Below are 20,666 nucleotides of genomic sequence, written 5' to 3' on the forward strand. Positions count from 1 at the left end.
TGAGGTTTTACTTACTTCCTAGAAAGGGCTGATGGAATCGATGTGTGGCATTACTGGGTGGGTTGACTGGCAAAGAAACCTACGCACGGAAACGAAACAGATGAAAAACATGGCAAACACGCTGAATCGGCGCGGCCCTGATGCGCTCGAAACATGGACGTCCGACCACGCTGCATTCGGGCATGCACGGCTTGTCGTTGTTGATCCAGCGGGCGGCAAACAGCCGATGACTCGCACTGCCAAAGGCAATACATGTACAATCGTTTACAATGGCGAACTATACAACACAGAAGAGCTACGCAAAGAACTCCTTGCCCATGGGCACACATTTGCTGGCCATTCAGATACGGAAGTGTTACTTAAAGCGTATATGGAGTGGGGAGCCGCATGCCTTGAAAAACTGAATGGCATTTTTGCGTTTGCTGTTTGGAATGAACAAGAACAAACATTATTTATGGCGAGGGATCGTCTTGGTGTTAAGCCGCTATTTTATACAGAAAAAGATGGTATGCTTCTCTTTGGATCAGAACTTAAAGCGTTGCTGGCACACTCGCAAATCGAAGCGGTTGTTGACCGGAGCGGCTTAGCTGACGTGATGGGGCTTTCACCTTCACGGACGCCAGGCCACGGTATTTTTAAAGGAATTGTCGAGTTGCGTCCGGCTCATTACTTGCAATTTAGTAAAAATGGTTCCGTAGTCAGGCGTTATTGGCAATTGCAAAGCAATGTCCATACAGAGACGGCGCATGAAACCGCTTTTTACATTCGCGAACTTTTGGAAGACATTGTTGAACGCCAGCTTTTTGCTGACGTTCCCGTTGGCATGTTTTTGTCAGGGGGTGTCGATTCAAGCGCACTAACGGCAATCGCTGCGCGCATTTATAAAAAGCAAGGAAACGCTCCGATTTTTAGTTATTCTATCGACTATGAGGAAAACGAAAAATATTTTAAGGCAAGCACTTTTCAGCCTAATGCCGATGCCGGTTGGGTAAAGAAAGTCGCGGCCCATTGTGCCACAAACCATAAAAATTGCATCATTGGCAACGATGTCCTTGCCAACTTGCTAAAAGAATCTGTCCTTGTAAGGGATACACCGGGAATGGCGGATGTCGATTCATCCTTATTGTGGTTTTGTAAACAAATTAAAAACGATGTGACCGTTGGCTTGTCCGGGGAGTGCGCTGATGAAATATTTGGTGGCTATCCATGGTTCCATAAAACAGAAGTGATGGCAATTGACGGGTTTCCATGGATGCGCTCACTTGATGAACGGATTCAATTGTTGCAGCCTGATTGGCAGAAACGCCTTAATCTCAAGGAGTACGTTTATGATCGTTATAAAGAGACGATTCAAGAAACACCGCGGTTTGACGGTGATTCTCCTGAGGAAGCAAGGCGGAGGGAAATTTCTTACTTAAATATGATTTGGTTTATGACAAACTTGCTAGACCGCAAAGACCGGATGAGTATGGGCGCTTCCCTCGAAGTCAGGGTTCCTTTTTCGGACCATCGCTTAGTCGAGTATGTGTGGAACATTCCTTGGGAGATGAAAACGTATGGAGGCAGAGAAAAGGGGATACTCCGCAAAGCATTGCAAGGATTGCTCCCAGATGATGTGCTTTTCCGGAAAAAAAGCCCTTACCCGAAAACCCATCATCCTTTATATACGGCGGCCGTAACAAAGGCGATTCAGGAAGTCGTTCGCCAAAAGGATGCGCCGTTGTTCACCTTTATCAACCGCGATCGCCTCAAAGAAATAGCGGATAAAGGCGGTTTCGATACAGGGAAACCTTATTTTGGCCAGTTAATGGCAGGACCACAACTCCTTGCCCATTTTGTGCAAATCGATTACTGGATGAAGGCATACAACATTCAAATTGATGAATCTTGAGTACTTCGCTCTGAAAAGCGCTCATTGGGAGGGCTTGTGCCAGCGAAATGGAAGCAAAGCAAGTGCATGCAGGTTAAGGTTACAGTCTAGCCTCCTGCCCTTGGTTTGCTTTTTGTGTACGAATACGAGTATGGTTCCATAAAAAAGAGCGCTTTTTGATCCCTTTGGAAATTGGTATACTATACATAAAACAAAAAAGGGAAGGGACGCTTATGCCATTAGTCGATATGCCGTTGCGCGAGTTGTTAGCTTATGAAGGAGTAAACCCTAAACCAGCAGACTTTGACCAATACTGGAACCGGGCCAAAACGGAAATTGTAGCCATTGACCCCGAAGTCACTCTTGTCGAAGCTCCTTTCCAGTGCTCGTTTGCAAACTGTTACCATTTCTATTATCGAAGCGCTGGAAATGCGAAAATCCATGCGAAATACTTACAGCCAAAAACAGCGGAGAAAACGCCGGCAGTTTTTATGTTCCATGGGTATGGGGGGCGTTCAGCTGAATGGAGCAGCTTGTTAAATTATGTAGCGGCGGGCTTTTCTGTTTTCTATATGGATGTCCGTGGACAAGGAGGAGCTTCAGAGGATCCTGGGGGCGTCAGGGGGAATACATATAGGGGCCATATTATTCGCGGCCTCGACGCCGGGCCAGACGCGCTTTTTTACCGCAGTGTTTTTTTGGACACAGTCCAACTGGTTCGTGCTGCTAAAACATTGCCTCACATCGATAAAACACGGCTTATGGCCACAGGCTGGTCGCAAGGGGGCGCCTTAACGCTTGCTTGTGCTGCCCTTGTCCCTGAAATAAAGCGTCTCGCTCCGGTATACCCGTTTTTAAGCGATTACAAGCGAGTGTGGCAAATGGATTTAGCGATTCGGTCGTATAAGGAATTGGCTGATTATTTCCGTTCATACGATCCGCAACATAAACGTCATGGGGAAATTTTTGAACGCCTCGGCTACATCGATGTCCAGCATCTTGCTGACCGAATTCAAGGAGATGTCCTAATGGGAGTTGGCTTAATGGATACAGAATGCCCGCCATCTACCCAGTTTGCTGCTTATAATAAAATAAAGGCCAAAAAATCGTATGAGCTCTACCCTGACTTTGGTCATGAGCACCTTCCAGGAATGAACGATCATATTTTTCGTTTTTTCACTAGTTGAGCGAAGTCGTTTTCCCACTCCATTCATTCGCTGGCCAAGCTTCGCATATAAGTGGATGGAGGGGAGGCTTTGATCGTGAATGTCCGAATGTTAGGGCGGTTGCTGTTCGCTAGTTATATGGCAATACTGTTTTACATTACACTGGTTGCATGGAATTATGGATCTTCTTTTGAACCAAGTGAGTTGGCCGGGCGGAATTACAACTACATCCCATTCCGCAGTATATATCGAATTAGCTTCTTTAGCCCTACAGTTCGTGATCCGCTTTTTATACTAGGCGGGAACATTTTACTGTTTGTCCCATTTGGGTATTTGTTGCCTTTGTCAGTTCGTTGCTGCCGGCAAATAGGAAAGACAGTGATTGCCAGCTTTTTGGTTTCCAGTTCGATTGAGCTAAGCCAGTTAGCCTTTACCCACCGTGTAGCTGACATTGATGACATCCTCTTAAATACTGCAGGCGGGGCCGTAGGCTATTGTTTATTTCGATTGGCATTGTTTATAAAAAAACGGGTAGTGTTTATGCCGGTAATAAAAAGTGAGAGGAGGGGAAAATGATGGATGCCTTTTTTGAACATGTCTATACGGCCGTTCGCCGTATTCCCCGTGGGGAAGTCGCTTCTTATGGGCAAATTGCCCGCTATTTGCACGCCCCTCGGCATGCGCGAGTTGTTGGCTGGGCGATGCGACAATCGCCTCCCGATGTCCCAGCGCACCGTGTGGTGAAGCAAAACGGCGAGTTGGCCTCAGGCCTTTTGTTTAATGGGAAAACCCAAAAGGAACGGCTATTGGAAGAAGGGGTTACGTTTTCACAAGATGGGCGCGTAGCAATGGAATTGCATAGTTGGGCGGCGTGCCCCCCTATAAGCGAAGGCACGCAAGAAAAAACGTTTACCGAAGGTTCATGCCGATGATGGAAGGCTGGCCGAACGCACAGAGTGTTTAGTCTGGCTTTGGCACATGGTGAAATACATCGCCGCTCTCAAAAAAATCAACAAGATCGTCTAACCATTTGTAATAATGGAGCCATTGCTCCGTTTCTTTTAACAAGTGGTTCAATTGCTCCATTTCGTCAGCGGACAAGTTGTCTGCTTCGTCCTCCATAAACCGTTTAACCTCATTTTGAATTCTTTTTCCGACTGCGCGGTTTTTAGCGATCACAGCTTGCCAATTCGCAACGAAAATGGAAATGAACGTTTGATAGTAATCTTTTTCGACATCATATAAATCTTTGCGGACACCTTTTTCAAACACTTTATGGGCAACATTTAAAGACAACATTTCCCGTACAACTTGGCTCATCCGCGTTTTACTCATACCTGTTTCATCGGAAAGAGCTTCAAGCGTCATTGGCTTTCGGTTCATATAAATGATGCCAAGCACACGCCCTACCGTAGTAGAAACGCCATACGTCCGCATGTTTTCAGCAATGCGGTCGACAAACTGTTCTTCCATTTTTTTAATTGTATCAAGTGTATGTTGTGCCAATTCTTCATCCCGCCTGCTCAATATATTTATGTACTATATACACGTATCGTCTTAAAAACAAACATACTTTACCATATCTACGCGCAAAAGAAAACTGCTTGTTTTTGCATTGTTAAGCGCTCTATTTTGTTGTTGCCAATAAAGCTTGCGGGCAAACAAAAAACAGGCGAACGTATGCCTGTTTTTTGTATTTTTCTTAATAGACGTAAGCAGAGCCTACAATCACTAGAAGGATGAATAACACCACAATAAAAGCAAAACCGCCATCATACTTAAAACCCAATCGGATCACCCCTCCTATTTTTTGTTCACGACAGCTTATGCAAATAAGCGGAAAAATGCGTGGGCGGCTCCCTATTTTTAAAAAACGTCAGCGTTATCGTAGCCTAGCGACTGCTATTTTTAACTGTTGATAGGGAAATGAAAAGTGAGCCGAAATTTGACAGGGTGCAAACAGGATTATTACAATAAGAAACGAGATGAGTGTAACGCTTATCGACAGTAAGGAGTGGTCGTATGTTTAAAAAACTATTTGGAAAGAAAGAGACAGCGCCTGCGGAGGAAACAGTTACCTCGCCGGTGAATGGAAGAATTGTCCCAATAGAAGAAGTGCCTGATCCGACATTCGGGCAAAAAATGATTGGCGATGGGTTGGCTGTTGAGCCAACGGATGGGCATATTGTCGCGCCTATTAGCGGAAAAATTGTCCAAGTGTTTCCGACAAAGCATGCTTTTGGAATTGAAACAGCGTCTGGGGCAGAGTTGCTAGTTCATATTGGGCTTGAAACAGTGGCAATGAATGGAGAAGGATTTACTGCCCATGTAAAAGAAGGCGATAACATTTCAGTCGGTGACCCGATCATTGACTTTGACTTAGAGCTTGTCAAAGCAAAAGCGGCACACACGATTACGCCAGTTGTACTAACAAACCCAGATCGTTATTCGCTTGAAAAACAACAAAACAGCGAAGCGATTGCTGGAAAAACAGCGCTTTTTACGATAAAAGCCAAATAATAGGAAATAAACGCGCAGGCGCTAAGAGCTCTGCGCGTTTATTTTATACTGGCCTTTCCAGCTGTTTTAGGTATTTTTTAGCTAGCGTTCGACGAAGGAACCTGATAAACTACCCTTTGATTGATCTGGAACGGAGGAGAGGTGAAGGAGTTGGTTTTACAAGCGCTTATTATCTTTTTTGCCCAACTGATTTACGTACCCATTTTAACATTGCGGACGATCATGATGGTCAAAGGGCTAAAGCAAAAGGCTGCAGCAATGGGCATGCTTGAAGGCGTTATATATGTAGTCGCGCTAGGTATTGTGTTTAGCGACTTATCAAATTATTACAATATGGCTGCTTATGCGCTTGGCTTTGGTGTAGGGTTATATATTGGCGCAGTAATCGAAGAAAAGCTGGCAATCGGGTATGTTACCATTGAAGTAAATATCCCGCAAAAAAACCAACAATTGATTGACCGCCTTAGGGAAATGGGCTTTAGTGTTTCCAGCTCTTCCGTTGAAGGAATGGCGTCAACACGATGCCGCCTTGACTGCACGGCACGCAGGGACAGGGAGAAGGAATTTATTAAAATTGTGTCTGAATATGAGCCGCAAGCGTTTATCGTCTCGTTCGAGCCACGCAATTTTAAAGGCGGCTATATTACAAAAGCGATGAAGAAGAGGCGAGAGAAATATTTAAAACGAAAAGCGAAGGAAGACGCCCATTAAAAAATCATCCAGGCTGATAGAAAGCGTGTGTTAGCCGTGTGAAGTCTGACCAAAACAGGCATTTATGAACGACTGAACGAGGTGAGCAACGAAGGATGCGCTTGTCTTCAGTCTGGACGCTGTCCGGTCTGAGCAGCGTTCTTGACATGGTAGCGCTTTATTTGTAATGTTGATAAAAAATCATCTTGCTTGATGAGGAGGTTTGGCTGTGGCGCAAATAAATGCGGTGTACTATGTAAGTGATTCAAATGAATTTATTGAGGAAAAAGCAGAGAAAATGGCCACTGGGCTCACGGCTAAGCCTTGGCAAGAAATGCCTGAAGCTGAGAAACAGGAAAGCTTTGCTTATAAAGGAAAAGTCGTTTCCATTAACACGGACCCCTCTTACGGAGAAGGCAGCATTGTGACAATTTCATTCCCCGTTGCCTATGAAGTTCCAGACTTTCCCTCCATTTTAACAACGACATATGGCAGGTTGTCTTACGAACCGAATGTAAAACTGCTTGATTTGCAGTTTTCCAACGACTTAGTGGAGAGATTTCCAGGACCGCTCTATGGCATAGAAGGAATCCGTGATCTTGTGGAAGTAGAAGGACGCCCGCTAGCGATGAGCGTTGCAAAAGGGGCGATTGGCCGTTCAATTGATTCCTTTCATGAACAAATGCTCGCTCATAGTTATGGCGGCATTGACATCATTCAAGATGATGAGCGGCTATTTGAACACAATTGGACGCCGTACGAACAACGGGTGCCCGCTGGGTTAGCTGCTATTGCTGAAGCAGCAGAACGGACAGGGCGAACGCCGTTGTATGTCGTCAATCTCACTGGCAAAACATTTGAGTTAAAAGAGCGGGCGAGAGAGGCAATTGGCTTAGGAGCGCCGGCATTGATGCTAAATGTGTATGCGTATGGGATTGATGTACTCCAAGGCCTTCGTGAAGATCCAGAAATTGATGTACCGATTTTTGCCCATTCCTCATTAACAGGAATGATGACACGCTCCAAACAGCATGGCATTGCCTCCCGTCTTTTGTTAGGAAAGCTGCTGCGCATGGCAGGAGCCGACGCAGTTCTGTTTCCTTCGCCTTATGGCAGGATTGGCATAAATGCAGATGAAGCGCAACGGGTGAAAGACCAGCTGACAATGACGACTCAAATAAAGCGCGCCTTTCCGATTCCTTCTGCTGGCATTGATTTTCAAACAATTGCCACTGTCCGTCAAGATTTTGGCGAAGATGTCATTATCAACCTCGGCGGCAGCGTCCACCGCTATAAAGGTGGTGTAGAAGCAGGGGGCAAAGCGTTTATCGAGGCAATCAACAACACGAACTAAAAAAGAAACGAGTTGGGCATAGCCCAACTCGTTTTATGATGTGTATGACAGAATTTAAATGTCTGCACTCCCCAATGTATCTTGGAAAATAAAGACGAGAATGGCGACGATAAAACAATAGACGGCAAAATAGACTAGTTTGCTTTTGCGGACAAGGTTCAAGAAAAAGACAATCCCAAGCCAAGAAGCAATAAACGTAACTAGAAAGGAAGCGGCAAGCTCAAATAAGCCAGTGTTAGCGAGCAGTTCCCCTGATAGCAGGTCGTCAATGGCCAACACAGAAGATCCTAAAATAACTGGGATCGAAAGTAAAAAGGAAAAACGGACAGCCGTTTCCTTGTTTAGACCAGCAAACATGCCGACAATTAAAGTCGTACCAGAGCGTGAAAGCCCAGGAACAAGCGCTAGGCATTGGCCTAGTCCCACGATAATCGAATCCCAAATCGTCATTTCTTTTTCTGTGCGGTTTCCGTGGCGGACAAAACGTTCTATAATGATTAGGAATAGACCGGTGACCACAAGTGCCAAGGCAATAAAAATAGGCGCTTTAAACGTTTCGCTTATGTAGTCTTCGAACAAAATGCCGGCAACACCCGTAATGCCCGTGGCGACAACTAAATAAATAGCGAACCAAAACATCGCTTTATTTTGCGGCGTTCGTTTTGTGAAATAGGCAAAAAAACCGCGAATAATCTCAATCAAATCATGGCGGTAATAAAGAATAACCGCAAGAACAGAAGCGAGATGAAGGAGAATTTCAAAGCTAAAGCCGGCAAATGTCATGCCGAATAGGGATTGGACAATAATCAAATGGGCGGAACTTGAAATCGGCAAAAACTCTGTAATTCCTTGAACAAGTCCAAGGATGACTGCTTCTAGTAAACTCATAAGTGAATTCCCTTCTGCTTATTAGTTTGATATAAATGGAACTGTTTTATTCTAGCAAACTTTTGGCGAATCGGAAAGGGGCAACCACATCAATGCAGAAACGGAGATGGACATTCGTTGTGCTTGCTGGAGCATGCATAGCGATTGTGTTTTTTATATGGCAATTTAATGGAGAATCAAAACCGGTGCAGGCGGGGGATCAATTGTTGGACATAGAGCTTGACGTATATAAGGGTTCGAGCGCTTCTTTTAGCGATTACCAAGACGGCGTGCTCGTCTTAAACGTGTGGGCATCATGGTGCGAACCGTGTATACGGGAGATGCCTGCATTAATGGAAGTGGCAGAAGACTATCGAAATAGAGGAGTGTCTGTCATCACTGTCAACAGCCAGTCGAAAGAATTGCGCCCTGAAGATGCGATCGAGTTTATAGAAGAGCAAGGTTTGACGCTGCCGGTTTTTTTTGATTCTGAAGGGGCATTTATGCAAGCGTTTAAGCCTTCATCATTGCCAACGACTTACATCATTGATCAAAACAACGTTGTCACCGATGTGCTCGTCGGCGAAGTAACGAAAGAAAGGATCGATAACAAGTTGCAGGAACTTCTCTGAACTATTTTATTCGCTTTAGAGGAGGATTGTTTTTTTCTACGGGCTTCCATGCTGAATGCCAAGCAACAACAGTGTCAAATGTTTTAGCAGCCTGTTTTAACGCAGTGAGCACTTCCCATTTTTGCCCAATGAGTATGATGCTATTCTCGCGATGGTATCGTTTCATAAAAGCACCTCCCGTTCAAGTATGATACACTTTTATGCACTACATACATCAAAGATGACAAGGTGGGTACCAAATGAAAGAGTTGACTGAACAAACCATTGCGAAGCAAACGATTCATAAAGGAAAATTGATTCAGCTTGATGTAGAGGACGTCAAACTTCCAGACGGAACCATCGCAAAACGGGAGTTGGTGCGCCATCCTGGCGCAGTTGCTGTAGTCGCCATCACCGAAGATGACAAACTGGTGCTAGTGGAGCAATACCGTAAAGCACTAGAAAAGGCGATAATTGAAATCCCAGCTGGAAAAATGGAACCTGGTGAAGCACCTGAAAAAACAGCTAGGCGTGAACTGGTTGAGGAAACAGGTTATCAAGCTGAGTCGTTAACATTCATCACGTCATTTTATACATCGCCAGGCTTTGCAGATGAGCTTGTATACGTATATGAAGCAACAGGGCTAAAAAAAGGCGACCAATGCCTTGATGAAGGAGAATTCGTCCGTGTGTTAGAATTGACCGAAACAGAGTGTGACCAGCTTGAGCAGGAAGGGCGGATTCATGACGCGAAAACAAGTTACGCTTTGCAATACTGGAAATTAAAAAATCGCCGCTAAACAGTCATAGCCTTCTTTTGCTGCTCATAAAGTAGAGCAGGAGGGGACAGGCTATGAACAATCCAAACCGCGTCTATGAAGCGATTGCTAGACATGTAGAAAACAACCGGTCGACTTATATTTTTACAAGTGTCCTATTTCTAATTGGCGTTGTTTTCGGCGCCATTGTCGTCAACAGCCTTAGTTTGTCGCAGCGGCACGACTTGTTTACATATTTAAGTCAATTTTTTGATGAAATGAAAAATGGGTCTGTGGTCACATCACCAAGTGAGCTGTTTGTCCACAGTTTTACTCATTATGGCAAATATATCGGTTTAATGTGGATCCTTGGCATCTCATTGATTGGATTGCCAGCTATCTTTGTACTTATTTTTGTCAAAGGCCTCGTTATTGGCTTTACGGTCGGGTTTTTAGTGAACCAAATGGGTGCACAAGGATTTCTGCTTGCGTTTGTGTCTGTCTTGCCACAGAATGTTGTGTTAGTTCCTGCGTTTATTGTTGTTGGCACAGCGAGTGTGTCATTTTGCCTGCGTTTAATCAAGCAAACGTTTGCCAAAGGGCTAAAAGAGCCGATTTTTCCTCCTTTTTTCCGGTACACGACACTCGTTTTAATTGTTGGCGCATTTGTTACTGTCGCTTCTGTGTTTGAAGCATACGTATCGCCACTATTAATGAAATGGGTCCTGGCCTCTTTTTAGAATAATTCCAACATGATAAATGATATTCATTTGCAGATTGGAATTATTATTAATTGACAACTGTTCTCTTCTCATTTATAATAAATGTACATTTAGATCGCTTTTGAGTAGGAGGCCGTTATGGAAAATCGATTAGAGCGGATTAAAAAGCAAATGCATGCTCAGAGCTATAAATTAACGCCTCAGCGCGAAGCGACAGTAATGGTTTTACTTGAACATGAAGAGGACCATTTGAGTGCTGAGGACGTCTACCTCCTTGTTAAAGAAAAAGCGCCTGAGATTGGTTTGGCGACGGTTTACCGCACACTAGAACTATTGACAGAACTCAATGTTGTTGACAAAATCAACTTCGGCGATGGCGTTTCCCGTTTTGACTTGCGCAAAGAGGGGGCAAATCATTTTCATCACCATCTTGTCTGCATTGAGTGTGGCGCAGTTGATGAAATTACAGAGGATTTGCTTGGCGATGTCGAAGCGGTAGTAGAACGGGATTTTTCCTTTAAAATCAAAGACCATCGGTTAACGTTCCACGGAATATGCTATCGTTGCCAAGAGCAGCCTAGTAAAGAACAGAATGGCCAGGGCAGCAAACAATTAAATGAGCAAACGTAAAAAGGATTTTCTACTAATGGAGCCCAGTACATAGGGCTTCCGTTTAATCGGTCAACCGGCGTGAGGGTATTGTCCCCAGTCGGTTGGCCTTTTTTCGTGGCTGTTTCCAATGGGAGGATGCCATCTGAACCATTTTTATTTGTCTATTGCCGTTTTATAAATCACGTTTGTACGTATAGAATGAGGCAAAACCGGCATAGGTTAATAGTATAACGATCGAACAATGGAGTGATGAAATGGCAAAATCCTTATTGCAGATGGCTAAGGCGGCGATCCTGTTTACGTTGTGCACGACCATCTTTTATTATGGTATTCTATGGGTGAGCCATGAATTTAGCGAGTACCATAAGTATGACGAGCCTGAAGGAAAGGCGTTAAAAGTAATGAGCATGAATGTTGGCGAATCAGACTTATCAATCGACGAGCGGATAAAAAGGTTCTTATGGATGGGAGAATAAGCGGTTAAAGGAGCAATTCCTCATGGCAATGGAACACGATATTCAAGAGTTTATCCATTTTATTAAAGTGGAAAAAGGGCTGTCGCCAAATACAATCGAGTCGTATGCAAGGGACTTAAAGCAATATGGCGTCTATTTAAAGGATCGAGGGATCGACCAATTTACCCGAGTGGACAGGTCAACGTTGCAACATTATTTATATACGCTAAAGGAAGCAGGAAAGTCTTCGGCGACGATTGCAAGGAACGTCACCACGCTTCGAGCGCTGCACCAATTTTTGTACCGTGAAAAATGGACAGACCATGACCCGACATTATGGATCGAGACGCCACGCATCGATAAAAAACTGCCAGGTGTCCTTTCGATCGAGGAAGTTGATGCACTGCTAGCTGCCCCAGATTCATCTACGCCGTTTGGTTTGCGCAATAAAGCGATGCTAGAGCTTCTCTATGCATCTGGCATGCGTGTAACAGAATTGATTTCTCTTGGGCTCGATGACGTCCACTTGTCCATGGGGTTTGTCCGTGTCATCGGAAAAGGGAATAAAGAGCGGATCGTACCTTTAGGCAAAGAAGCGACCAAAGCTTTAAATACCTATTTAGAACGGGGCAGACGTGCGTTGCTTAAGCATGAACGGCATGATAAATTGTTTGTCAATCACCATGGCCGCCCCATTAGCAGGCAAGGTTTTTGGAAAATCATGAAGCAACTAGCAAAAACGGCGAACATAAAAAAAGATTTTAGCCCACATACCCTTCGCCATTCTTTTGCGACGCATTTGCTTGAAAATGGGGCTGATTTGCGTTCTGTTCAAGAAATGCTCGGCCATGCCGATTTGTCGACAACACAAATATATACACATGTAACAAAAACGCGTATGAAAGATGTTTATTCTCGCTACCATCCTCGCGCTTAAGCCCGAAATGAAATCATAACAGCGTCTGGAATAACGGGTAGAAAGCGGATGGGAAGCAAAAGGTTGAATACATTCGAGAGAAGGGAAATTATGAAGAAACGGTTTGAACGGATTTTTTTAATTGTCATGGATTCAGTCGGGATTGGTGAAGCGCCAGATGCTAAAGACTTTGGCGATGAAGGGACAAACACGCTTGGTTCCATTGCAGAGGCTTTTAATGGCCTAAATGTTCCTGAATTAGAAAAGCTTGGCCTTGGCAAAATTGCTCCTTTAAAAGGGGTTAAAGATGTCCCGACTCCACTGGCAAGCTACGGAATCATGCAAGAAGCGTCCTTAGGAAAAGATACAATGACAGGTCATTGGGAAATAATGGGTTTACATATTACAAAACCATTCCAAGTGTTTCCGGATGGGTTTCCGACGGAGCTGCTTGAGCAACTTAAAAGCGAAACAGGACGAGGCATCATTGGAAATAAAGTCGCATCAGGTACAGAGATTTTGGATGAATTAGGCGAAGAGCATGTGAAAACAGGTGATTTAATTGTCTATACATCAGCTGATTCTGTTTTGCAAATTGCCGCCCATGAAGAAGTCGTGCCTTTGGAAGAGCTTTATGATATTTGCAAGAAGGCCCGCAAGTTGACATTAGCTCCGGAGTACATGGTTGGCCGTGTGATTGCAAGGCCGTTCGTTGGCGAACCAGGCAAGTGGAAACGGACAGCAAACCGCCATGATTATGCGCTAAAGCCATTTGGTCGTACAGTGATGAATACGCTTGAAGATGCAGGGCTTGCTTCCATCGCGTTAGGCAAAATTTCCGACATTTATGATGGGGAAGGCGTTACAAAAGCAGTCCGCACCGCTTCGAATGAGGATGGTATGGACAAGCTAGCAGAACAAATAAATACATCTTTCGAAGGGCTTTGTTTTTTAAATTTAGTCGATTTTGATGCACTTTATGGCCATAGACGAGATGTGATCGGGTATGGAGAGGCGATTATGGCATTTGATCAACGACTTGGGGAAATCTTGCCCCGATTAGGAGACGAAGACTTGCTGATCATTACAGCCGATCACGGCAATGACCCTACGCATACAGGTACCGACCATACAAGGGAATATGTGCCCTTGCTCGTGTACAATAAAGGGATAAAACCAGTCAATCTCGGGAAACGCCGAACATTTGCTGACATAGGGGCAACTGTTGCCGACAATTTTCAAGTGGAATTGCCTAGCAACGGAACGAGCTTTTTAGCAGAACTAAAACCTGAGTAAAGCGTTATTTCAGTTAAAAAAGTCAGCTATCAAAGCAGGGCAAGCTACTAAAAATCCGGCAAGGAACAGCAGCTGCTTTTCTTTGCCGTTGGAGGGAGAATCAGCGATGAGAATGGTCGATCTAATCGATAAAAAGCGTGATGGCAAGGTTCTTACAAAGGAAGAAATCCGCTGGGTCATTGATGGGTATACAAACGGCACCATTCCTGATTACCAAATGGCGGCGCTGTCAATGGCGATTTACTTTAAGGACATGAACAAAGAAGAACGGGCAGAGCTGACCCTGGCAATGGCGGAATCAGGGGATATGATTGATTTGAGCGCGATTGAAGGAGTGAAAGTTGATAAGCACTCTACAGGGGGTGTTGGCGATAAAACGACGATCGCCCTTGCTCCACTCGTTGCTTCTGTCGGTGTTCCTGTCGCGAAAATGTCAGGAAGGGGGCTAGGCCACACTGGCGGTACGATTGATAAGCTCGAAGCCATTCCTGGTTTTTCGGTCGAAATGGATACAGATACGTTTCTGAAACGAGTGAATGAACAACATCTTGCCCTCGCAGGCCAAACGGGCAACTTAACACCTGCCGACAAAAAGCTCTATAGCTTACGCGATGTTACAGGCACAGTCAACTCAACCCCGTTAATCGCTAGCTCGATTATGAGTAAAAAAATTGCTTCAGGCGCTGATGCCATTGTACTCGATGTGAAATGCGGATCTGGTGCTTTTATGAAGACATTGGATCATGCCGTTGAGCTTGCCGAAGCCATGGTTGAAATCGGATCGAGTGTTGGCCGTGAGACGATGGCTGTCATTTCAGACATGAGCCAACCTTTAGGAAGGGCAGTCGGCAATGCCCTAGAAGTGAAAGAAGCCTTTGCTGTCTTGAAAGGCGAAGGGCCTGCTGATGTCCGCGAGCTTTGTCTTGTATTAGGCAGCCACATGGTTTATTTGGCTAAACGAGCGGAGTCTGTCGAAGCGGCGCGGCAGCTTCTTGAAGAGGCGATTCAAAACGGTGACGCGCTGGAGACGCTGAAAACCTTTATTGCTACACAAGGTGGTGACCCATCGGTCGTCGAAAATCCAGCACAAATGCCCCAAGCAGCCGAGCAGATCGCTGTCTCTACTAAAAAAGCAGGCTATATTAAAGAAATTGCAGCCGATAAAATTGGCACAGCCGCTATGAAGCTTGGTGCAGGAAGGGCAACAAAAGAAGACGACATTGATTTAGCGGTCGGCCTTGTACTTGAAAAGAAAACAGGCGATTACGTAAAGGCAGGAGAGACGCTTGCAACCCTTTACGCCAACGAACAAGGGATAGAGGAAGCAAAAAAGCTTGTAGAAGATGCTTATCATATTGTCAGTGAGAATGTGGAACGACCAACGCTCATTTATAAAGAAATCTACGGCCAATAGTTCGCTAAAATATTCCTCATTTTGTCATGAAGAATAACCGTGGCGAATAGATTAACTAACACCTAAAAGAGGCGCCTTTCAACACTGCTAAAAATAACGAGGTTTAGGAAAAAAATCGATGTTTAAATAACAGCATAAAGGTGTATACCATTCATAAAGCAGATAAAAAGGAGTGCATATAGGTGGCAAACATTGTTTACACATCATCCGCAACAGCACAAGGCGGACGTGAAGGGCATGTAAAATCAGATGATGCAACGATTGACTTAGACCTTGTCAAACCAGGTTCGAAAAAGGAAGGCTCAAATCCAGAGCAGTTGTTTGCGGCTGGATACGCTTCCTGTTTTGATGGTGCATTGAATTTAATGGCAGAGAATGCGAAAAAAGAAATTGACTCGACCACAACCGCCCATATCTCTCTCGTTAAAGACCCGTCTGACGGAGGGTTTCAAATAGGCGCTGAGCTTGAAGTGGTGGTCAAAGGCGTATCTGAGGAAGAAGCACAGGAACTTGTGGAAAAAGCACATGAGTTTTGCCCTTATTCAAAAGCAACACGTGGTAACATCCAAGTGAAGCTGACTGCGAAAGCAGAATAAAAGGAGGGTGACCCATTGTCACTAGCAAAAGATATCGAGCGGTTTAAACAAATCCATTGCGATGACGGCTGTCTTTCAATTTACTTGCGCACGTCCTTGTCCAGTACGGATCAGCAAAAAGGTGAGTGGAAGATCCGTTTAAAAAATGGGCTAAAAAAACTGGAAGAATACTTGGAAGCTAGTGAGAATGACACGGAACTCAAAAGTTTTAAGAGACTGAAAAAACTTGCCGAAAAAAACATAAAAGAATTATCGACTAACCTGCCGAAAAGCATCGTTTTTATCGGTTCTTCAAGCGGTGACCTATATGTGAAGAAACTGCAAGTCCCTGTAGAAAATGATTTTAGGTGGGAGCACTACCCTGTAGTCGACCAACTTGAGAACTTAGAAGCAAAATACCCTCTTTCTGGCATCGTTATGATTCAGAAAACAGATGTATTAGCAGTTGAGACAAGTTTAGGGGAAGTAAACGATGAATTGCATTATGCTTGGGATGTAGAAGCAGAAGATTGGAAAGAATATATTGGCGCACGTCCTGAAGGCGAGACAGGTGCGGCCCTTCACCGCGAATCGTACGCAAACCGATTTGATGCCAACCAGCAACGCTGGTTTAAAAAGATTGCCAATAAAATTGAGAAACAAGCAAGAAAGCGGAATTGGCAAACGATTCATGTCGTTGGCTCACCAGACCAAACGACAGCGTTTGTCAAACAATGTTCGACGGCGGATGTGGCCGTCTTAAAAAAGAATTTGGCTAAGTTAAAAGCACACGAAATCGTCAGAGAAGTAAATGAATCTGCCGTATAAGTCTGAGTTCGGCTATCCGACCTTGTCGACAACCCCAATCCCTGCTTCACGGAGCAGGGATTTTAGCGTGTAAAAATTCGTGAGGCGAAACAAATGTTTTGACAAACGAAGAAAATCGTCGCTATAATCAATGAGTAAAACGCTGTCCGTCCAATTATGCCTTTACATAGTAGCAGTTCCCCTCTCACGTTCATTTCGTATGTCCTCGAAACGATGTTCATTTGCAGGAAAAGAATAGCGACTGTTTAAATTGAATTAAAAGAAGGGTAAACAATGGAGTCTACACAAATAGAAGAGTCAACGTTTAATAAAAAGCCGCTTGTAGCCGTTATGCTAGTAGGCGCATTTATTGCCATTTTAAACCAAACATTGCTGACAACCGCATTGCCACACTTGATGGTCGATTTGCAAATCAATGAAAACAAAGCACAATGGGTTACGACGATTTTCATGCTTGTCAATGGCATTATGATTCCGATCAGTGCCTTTTTAATTGAGAAATTTCGAACCCGTTTCTTGTTCTTAACAGCGATGTCGCTTTTCGGCATCGGTACTTTCATTTGCGCTCTCGCTCCTTCATTTGCTGTTCTTATGAGCGGCCGTGTCATTCAAGCAGCAGGAGCGGGCATTATGATGCCGCTTATGCAAACGGTCTTTTTGTTAATTTTTCCAGTTGAAAAACGAGGAGCAGCAATGGGGATGGTCGGACTTGTCATTTCATTCGCTCCAGCTATCGGTCCAACATTGTCTGGCTGGCTAGTCGAAATGTTTCCGTGGACCATCTTATTCTGGATTTTGATTCCAGTCGTTGTCGTTGATATCATTGCCGCCATTTTTGTTATCCGCAATGTGACAGAATTGCGTTCGCCAAAGCTTGATCTTTTATCGATTATCCTATCAACGTTTGGATTTGGCGGTTTGTTATTCGGTTTTTCAAATGCTGGGCAAGCTAGTTGGACGAGTCCACTTGTGTTTGTTCCACTTGCAATCGGCATTTGTGCACTCGTGATGTTTATCAAAAGGCAGCTGTGGTTAGAACATCCTATACTGGAGTTCCGTGTCTTTAAATACCGGTTGTTTACATTGACGACTGGAATCGGCATGCTCGTTTTCGTCTCGCTTGTGGGCCCGGCAACGATTTTGCCACTCTTTATTCAAAATATGCAAGGCCACTCCGCCCTGGAAACAGGGCTGACGATTCTCCCTGGTGCTGTTTTAATGGGTTTGATGTCGCCGATTACCGGCCGTATCTTTGATCGCATCGGCGCAAGGTCGCTGTCCATCATAGGCATTGCGCTTCTTGTTGCCACGTCACTTTTGTATACGAATTTAAGCGAGTCAACGAGTCTAGTTTATTTAACAGTCGTTTATGCATTCCGTATGCTCGGGCTCTCGTTAGTGATGATGCCGGTAACAACGGCAGGGCTTAACGTGCTGCCTCGCGAGCTTATTCCACACGGAACAGCGATGAATAACACGATGCGACAAGTAACTGGCTCCATCGGTACAGCTATTCTCGTAACGATTATGACGGCATCTGCATCGCTTCACACCAATGAAGCGATGATCCAAGGAGTCAACAACGCCTTTATCGTAGCAACGGTTTTAAGTTTTATCAGTTTACTGCTCTCTTTCTTCATTAAGAAGCCTTCGGCGGTTTAACGTTTAAAGGTAGCCGGCTCCCGGGTATGGTTCAATATACGAGATAAGACAGCCATTTGGTCATGGTTGAAATGGAGAAAGGAGCCGGTAAGTGTGAAAAAGTATACGGTTGTTCCAAATAAGGACGCGACTACATGGTTTTTAAAAGTAGAAGACGTCGCTCCTTATGAAGAGTTTGACAAGCAATCAAAAGCAATTGAAGCAGGCATGAAGTTGGCAGAGATCAACCGGCCAAGCCAGTTGATGATTTTCGATGAAAACCATGAACAACAGGGAATTCAAACATTTTAGTGTCCAAAATGGATATCCACCACCTCAGACTGATAGAAAACGGTTGTCAGTCGAGGCATACTAGCGAAGGAAGGGACGCAAGAGATCGACGCGTCGTCATGCTAGAAAAGGGATTTCGTATACGGTTCCACACGTTCAAGTAGTAGGTGGAGAACGCCGAGAGCGAATGGACTGGTTAAAGGAACCTAAGAGAGGGCTGTCTCTTGTGACAAGCCCTCTCTTCATTATGCACTTTTGGAGAGCTTCCATGCTGGAATAAGGGAATGGAAACGGAAAAAGAAACTCACTATCATATGGATAATGACATAAATAGCCAGTGTCAGCCCATAGGTCAGCAACCACACTGGCCATGTGCTTTTTAAGAACAAAAATAGCAGCGTCATGCCGACGGGGAATGGAGTGACGATAATGAGCCACATCGGCGAACGGAGCTTTTCAACCACTGCTCCTAACACGACAACACTAGCTCCAATGAAAAGGGGATGCCAGATTGCTAGAGCTTGCTCCAAGAAGAAATCGCCAAGAAAGTAAGCAAAACTAGTAAGAAGAATGGCTGTGAGTAGACTGATTATGTAAGGCAACGTGATCCCTCCTGAAGAGTTTCCTACGATTAGTTTAGTACAATCGTCTGATTGCGTCACGAATAATTTAAATGAGCGTGATAAGCGAACGTATGTGTGTTATGATGGAGGGGCACTTGATGCAACAAATACATAAAGGAGTCAATGATGACAGGAAAAACCCATATGATTGGCGGCGTAGTAGCATGCCAAGCGATGGACACGATCGTTTTCTCAGGAGCCCATGGGTGGGCTTACTATGCGGCTGGGCTTGTCGGTGCCGTCTTGCCTGATATATGTCATACCCATTCCAAAATCGGCAGGAGATTTCCGGTATTGTCGAAAACGATTGCCGCTATTTTTGGCCATCGCACATTTACACATAGTTTGCTGTTTCTACTGCTGGCAAGCATTGTCTTGCGCTGGCTGTTCCCGGAAAACGAGGCTGTGCAAACAGGCGTGTTAATAGGAATCGCTTCTCATTATTTGCTCGATGCTTTAACGGTACGGGGAATTCGCTTTTTTTACCCTGCCAACATACGTGTCCGCATTGCTCGGATTCGTACTGGAAGCTGGCTTGAGACCGTTGTGCTTGTTGCCTTAACAGCCGCAATAGGGTGGTTTTACTGGGGGCCCGTTTAATCGCCCGCGCATAAATGACTCATTCTCCTCTCATACTAGGAAGATCGACTAGTTGAGAGGAGTTTTTCACGTGAGCAAGAATTGGCTAACAGTTGTTGTGTTTATTTGCGTTAGTTCACTTCTTTTTGGCGGAGGATTTAGCGAGGCCATTTCTTATCGAGCGGTTGAAGAGGATGGTGGTAAGATAAAGCGCCCGGCTCTTGTGCAGACAACTGCCCTTACACAGATCCAACGTGAAAAAATTCAATTTCAAGGGCCAGATGACGAAAAAAGGCTCGCGTTAACATTTGACGACGGTCCTGATCCCGTTTACACAGAACGTCTACTTGATTTATTAAAGGAAGAGGATATCAAAGCGACTTTTTTTGTACTAGGCTATAAAGCAAAGCAACATCCGTCGCTCTTAAAACGAATGGTCGCGGAAGGGCATAGCATCGGCAATCACAGCTTTACCCATCAAGAGTTGACCAAGCTTGAACAAAGCGAGGTGCTAGACGAAGTGGAACAGACACAAGCGGTCATTGAAGAAGCGACTGGCGTCACTACCGATTTGGTGAGGGCCCCCTATGGGAGCGTGAATGACATGGTTGTCAAAACACTCACAACAAACAGTTACCACCTAATTGGTTGGAGCATTGATTCATTAGATTGGCAATACCAACTGCCATTTTCGATTGCGATGAATGTAGTCGAGGATGCCCATTCTGGCGGGATTATCCTTCATCATGACGGCACGGCTACAAGCTACCAACTGTTTGAGGATCTACCAGCAGAAATTGAATGGTTGAAAGAAAAAGGCTATACATTTGTAACAGTCCCCGAATTGTTGCATTTGCCCGAAGCAAGTTAAGCCATTG

General features: G+C 44.7%; 26 protein-coding genes. 21 read left to right on the top strand and 5 right to left on the bottom strand.

What is annotated here, in order from left to right; translation table 11 throughout:
* Positions 1 to 40 precede the first annotated feature (40 nt).
* From asnB to N6H06_RS08640, 4 genes are all read left to right on the top strand, one after another.
* On the top strand, positions 41 to 1,891 hold the full coding sequence (gene asnB / locus N6H06_RS08625; protein ID WP_263706355.1) for an asparagine synthase (glutamine-hydrolyzing): 1,851 nt from the start codon (positions 41 to 43) through the stop codon (positions 1,889 to 1,891).
* Between the two features lie 212 nt (positions 1,892 to 2,103).
* A complete protein-coding gene (locus N6H06_RS08630; protein ID WP_062747169.1) occupies positions 2,104 to 3,057 on the top strand; it encodes an alpha/beta fold hydrolase in 954 nt (317 codons plus the stop codon).
* A gap of 75 nt (positions 3,058 to 3,132) precedes the next feature.
* The gene (locus tag N6H06_RS08635) at positions 3,133 to 3,612 is read left to right on the top strand and encodes a VanZ family protein (protein ID WP_263706046.1); all 480 of its coding nucleotides are present in this window, start codon (positions 3,133 to 3,135) and stop codon (positions 3,610 to 3,612) included.
* Positions 3,609 to 3,968, top strand: coding sequence for an MGMT family protein (locus N6H06_RS08640; RefSeq protein ID WP_263706047.1), 360 nt, complete (start codon positions 3,609 to 3,611; stop codon positions 3,966 to 3,968). The genes N6H06_RS08635 and N6H06_RS08640 overlap by 4 nt, the downstream gene beginning before the upstream one ends.
* A gap of 28 nt (positions 3,969 to 3,996) precedes the next feature.
* Here N6H06_RS08640 and N6H06_RS08645 read toward each other — a convergent pair whose 3' ends face one another.
* Both N6H06_RS08645 and N6H06_RS23170 read right to left on the bottom strand, forming a co-directional pair.
* A complete protein-coding gene (locus tag N6H06_RS08645; protein WP_062747166.1) occupies positions 3,997 to 4,542 on the bottom strand; it encodes a GbsR/MarR family transcriptional regulator in 546 nt (181 codons plus the stop codon).
* 196 nt (positions 4,543 to 4,738) lie between these two features.
* Complete coding sequence (locus N6H06_RS23170) at positions 4,739 to 4,834, bottom strand: YjcZ family sporulation protein (RefSeq protein WP_193754473.1); 96 nt, start codon at positions 4,832 to 4,834, stop codon at positions 4,739 to 4,741.
* 224 nt (positions 4,835 to 5,058) lie between these two features.
* Here N6H06_RS23170 and N6H06_RS08650 point away from each other — a divergent pair, with 224 nt between their 5' ends.
* The 3 genes from N6H06_RS08650 to N6H06_RS08660 all read left to right on the top strand — a co-directional run bounded on the left by N6H06_RS08650 (position 5,059) and on the right by N6H06_RS08660 (position 7,600).
* A complete protein-coding gene (locus N6H06_RS08650) occupies positions 5,059 to 5,556 on the top strand; it encodes a PTS sugar transporter subunit IIA (protein WP_062747164.1) in 498 nt (165 codons plus the stop codon).
* A 150-nt stretch (positions 5,557 to 5,706) separates the two neighbouring features.
* Positions 5,707 to 6,267, top strand: a complete 561-nt coding sequence (locus N6H06_RS08655) for a DUF2179 domain-containing protein (RefSeq protein ID WP_062747162.1) — start codon at positions 5,707 to 5,709, stop codon at positions 6,265 to 6,267.
* 208 nt (positions 6,268 to 6,475) lie between these two features.
* Complete coding sequence (locus N6H06_RS08660; RefSeq protein WP_263706048.1) at positions 6,476 to 7,600, top strand: 2,3-diketo-5-methylthiopentyl-1-phosphate enolase; 1,125 nt, start codon at positions 6,476 to 6,478, stop codon at positions 7,598 to 7,600.
* Between the two features lie 54 nt (positions 7,601 to 7,654).
* Here N6H06_RS08660 and uppP read toward each other — a convergent pair whose 3' ends face one another.
* The gene (gene uppP, locus N6H06_RS08665; RefSeq protein ID WP_062747159.1) at positions 7,655 to 8,488 is read right to left on the bottom strand and encodes an undecaprenyl-diphosphatase UppP; all 834 of its coding nucleotides are present in this window, start codon (positions 8,486 to 8,488) and stop codon (positions 7,655 to 7,657) included.
* A 92-nt stretch (positions 8,489 to 8,580) separates the two neighbouring features.
* On the opposite strand from uppP, the gene N6H06_RS08670 reads away from it, so the two are divergent.
* Positions 8,581 to 9,099, top strand: coding sequence for a TlpA family protein disulfide reductase (locus N6H06_RS08670; RefSeq protein WP_062747157.1), 519 nt, complete (start codon positions 8,581 to 8,583; stop codon positions 9,097 to 9,099).
* Between the two features lies 1 nt (position 9,100).
* Here the strand turns inward: N6H06_RS08670 and mciZ are convergent, their stop codons facing one another.
* Positions 9,101 to 9,265 carry a Z-ring formation inhibitor MciZ gene (mciZ, locus tag N6H06_RS08675; RefSeq protein WP_082808275.1) on the bottom strand — a complete coding sequence of 55 codons (165 nt, stop codon included), beginning with the start codon at positions 9,263 to 9,265 and terminating at the stop codon, positions 9,101 to 9,103.
* A 73-nt stretch (positions 9,266 to 9,338) separates the two neighbouring features.
* Here mciZ and N6H06_RS08680 point away from each other — a divergent pair, with 73 nt between their 5' ends.
* The 11 genes from N6H06_RS08680 (at position 9,339) to N6H06_RS08730 (ending at position 18,607) form a co-directional block, all read left to right on the top strand.
* Complete coding sequence (locus N6H06_RS08680; RefSeq protein WP_212953423.1) at positions 9,339 to 9,878, top strand: NUDIX domain-containing protein; 540 nt, start codon at positions 9,339 to 9,341, stop codon at positions 9,876 to 9,878.
* A gap of 53 nt (positions 9,879 to 9,931) precedes the next feature.
* Positions 9,932 to 10,576: a stage II sporulation protein M gene (spoIIM, locus tag N6H06_RS08685; protein WP_062747154.1), complete on the top strand. Its 645-nt coding sequence runs from the start codon at positions 9,932 to 9,934 to the stop codon at positions 10,574 to 10,576.
* 120 nt (positions 10,577 to 10,696) lie between these two features.
* The gene (gene fur, locus N6H06_RS08690) at positions 10,697 to 11,188 is read left to right on the top strand and encodes a ferric iron uptake transcriptional regulator (protein ID WP_062747152.1); all 492 of its coding nucleotides are present in this window, start codon (positions 10,697 to 10,699) and stop codon (positions 11,186 to 11,188) included.
* Positions 11,189 to 11,424: 236 nt separating this feature from the next.
* On the top strand, positions 11,425 to 11,646 hold the full coding sequence (locus N6H06_RS08695) for a YqzK family protein (protein ID WP_011246624.1): 222 nt from the start codon (positions 11,425 to 11,427) through the stop codon (positions 11,644 to 11,646).
* 28 nt (positions 11,647 to 11,674) lie between these two features.
* Positions 11,675 to 12,562: a site-specific tyrosine recombinase XerD gene (xerD, locus tag N6H06_RS08700; RefSeq protein ID WP_213028903.1), complete on the top strand. Its 888-nt coding sequence runs from the start codon at positions 11,675 to 11,677 to the stop codon at positions 12,560 to 12,562.
* Positions 12,563 to 12,652: 90 nt separating this feature from the next.
* The gene (gene deoB / locus N6H06_RS08705; RefSeq protein ID WP_062747150.1) at positions 12,653 to 13,837 is read left to right on the top strand and encodes a phosphopentomutase; all 1,185 of its coding nucleotides are present in this window, start codon (positions 12,653 to 12,655) and stop codon (positions 13,835 to 13,837) included.
* A 106-nt stretch (positions 13,838 to 13,943) separates the two neighbouring features.
* Positions 13,944 to 15,251: a pyrimidine-nucleoside phosphorylase gene (locus N6H06_RS08710; protein WP_062747149.1), complete on the top strand. Its 1,308-nt coding sequence runs from the start codon at positions 13,944 to 13,946 to the stop codon at positions 15,249 to 15,251.
* A gap of 182 nt (positions 15,252 to 15,433) precedes the next feature.
* The gene (locus tag N6H06_RS08715; RefSeq protein ID WP_062747147.1) at positions 15,434 to 15,847 is read left to right on the top strand and encodes an organic hydroperoxide resistance protein; all 414 of its coding nucleotides are present in this window, start codon (positions 15,434 to 15,436) and stop codon (positions 15,845 to 15,847) included.
* Positions 15,848 to 15,862: 15 nt separating this feature from the next.
* Positions 15,863 to 16,654 (top strand): VLRF1 family aeRF1-type release factor, encoded by a 792-nt coding sequence (locus N6H06_RS08720; protein WP_062747145.1) that lies wholly within the window; start codon positions 15,863 to 15,865, stop codon positions 16,652 to 16,654.
* Between the two features lie 273 nt (positions 16,655 to 16,927).
* Positions 16,928 to 18,316, top strand: coding sequence for an MDR family MFS transporter (locus tag N6H06_RS08725; protein WP_263706049.1), 1,389 nt, complete (start codon positions 16,928 to 16,930; stop codon positions 18,314 to 18,316).
* 93 nt (positions 18,317 to 18,409) lie between these two features.
* On the top strand, positions 18,410 to 18,607 hold the full coding sequence (locus tag N6H06_RS08730; protein WP_062747141.1) for a DUF2188 domain-containing protein: 198 nt from the start codon (positions 18,410 to 18,412) through the stop codon (positions 18,605 to 18,607).
* A gap of 224 nt (positions 18,608 to 18,831) precedes the next feature.
* On the opposite strand, the gene N6H06_RS08735 is transcribed toward N6H06_RS08730, so the two are convergent.
* Positions 18,832 to 19,188, bottom strand: a complete 357-nt coding sequence (locus tag N6H06_RS08735; protein ID WP_062747139.1) for a hypothetical protein — start codon at positions 19,186 to 19,188, stop codon at positions 18,832 to 18,834.
* Positions 19,189 to 19,335: 147 nt separating this feature from the next.
* On the opposite strand from N6H06_RS08735, the gene N6H06_RS08740 reads away from it, so the two are divergent.
* Together N6H06_RS08740 and N6H06_RS08745 are read left to right on the top strand one after the other, a co-directional pair.
* Positions 19,336 to 19,809, top strand: a complete 474-nt coding sequence (locus tag N6H06_RS08740; RefSeq protein ID WP_213028904.1) for a metal-dependent hydrolase — start codon at positions 19,336 to 19,338, stop codon at positions 19,807 to 19,809.
* Positions 19,810 to 19,879: 70 nt separating this feature from the next.
* Positions 19,880 to 20,659 (top strand): polysaccharide deacetylase family protein, encoded by a 780-nt coding sequence (locus N6H06_RS08745; RefSeq protein WP_062747136.1) that lies wholly within the window; start codon positions 19,880 to 19,882, stop codon positions 20,657 to 20,659.
* Positions 20,660 to 20,666: the final 7 nt, after the last annotated feature.

Source organism: Shouchella tritolerans (genome assembly GCF_025770735.1).
Taxonomy (GTDB): domain Bacteria; phylum Bacillota; class Bacilli; order Bacillales; family Bacillaceae_D; genus Shouchella; species Shouchella tritolerans.

Bases quoted from the DNA above. Each gene is read 5' to 3' on its own strand.
- uppP (WP_062747159.1), bottom strand. From the start codon at position 8,488: ATGAGTTTACTAGAAGCAGTCATCCTTGGACTTGTTCAAGGAATTACA.
- N6H06_RS08695 (WP_011246624.1), top strand. From the start codon at position 11,425: ATGGCAAAATCCTTATTGCAGATGGCTAAGGCGGCGATCCTGTTTACG.
- fur (WP_062747152.1), top strand. From the start codon at position 10,697: ATGGAAAATCGATTAGAGCGGATTAAAAAGCAAATGCATGCTCAGAGC.
- N6H06_RS08670 (WP_062747157.1), top strand. From the start codon at position 8,581: ATGCAGAAACGGAGATGGACATTCGTTGTGCTTGCTGGAGCATGCATA.
- asnB (WP_263706355.1), top strand. From the start codon at position 41: ATGTGTGGCATTACTGGGTGGGTTGACTGGCAAAGAAACCTACGCACG.
- N6H06_RS08740 (WP_213028904.1), top strand. From the start codon at position 19,336: ATGACAGGAAAAACCCATATGATTGGCGGCGTAGTAGCATGCCAAGCG.
- N6H06_RS08680 (WP_212953423.1), top strand. From the start codon at position 9,339: ATGAAAGAGTTGACTGAACAAACCATTGCGAAGCAAACGATTCATAAA.
- xerD (WP_213028903.1), top strand. From the start codon at position 11,675: ATGGAACACGATATTCAAGAGTTTATCCATTTTATTAAAGTGGAAAAA.
- N6H06_RS08640 (WP_263706047.1), top strand. From the start codon at position 3,609: ATGATGGATGCCTTTTTTGAACATGTCTATACGGCCGTTCGCCGTATT.
- N6H06_RS08630 (WP_062747169.1), top strand. From the start codon at position 2,104: ATGCCATTAGTCGATATGCCGTTGCGCGAGTTGTTAGCTTATGAAGGA.
- N6H06_RS08710 (WP_062747149.1), top strand. From the start codon at position 13,944: ATGAGAATGGTCGATCTAATCGATAAAAAGCGTGATGGCAAGGTTCTT.
- N6H06_RS08725 (WP_263706049.1), top strand. From the start codon at position 16,928: ATGGAGTCTACACAAATAGAAGAGTCAACGTTTAATAAAAAGCCGCTT.
- spoIIM (WP_062747154.1), top strand. From the start codon at position 9,932: ATGAACAATCCAAACCGCGTCTATGAAGCGATTGCTAGACATGTAGAA.
- mciZ (WP_082808275.1), bottom strand. From the start codon at position 9,265: ATGAAACGATACCATCGCGAGAATAGCATCATACTCATTGGGCAAAAA.
- deoB (WP_062747150.1), top strand. From the start codon at position 12,653: ATGAAGAAACGGTTTGAACGGATTTTTTTAATTGTCATGGATTCAGTC.
- N6H06_RS08650 (WP_062747164.1), top strand. From the start codon at position 5,059: ATGTTTAAAAAACTATTTGGAAAGAAAGAGACAGCGCCTGCGGAGGAA.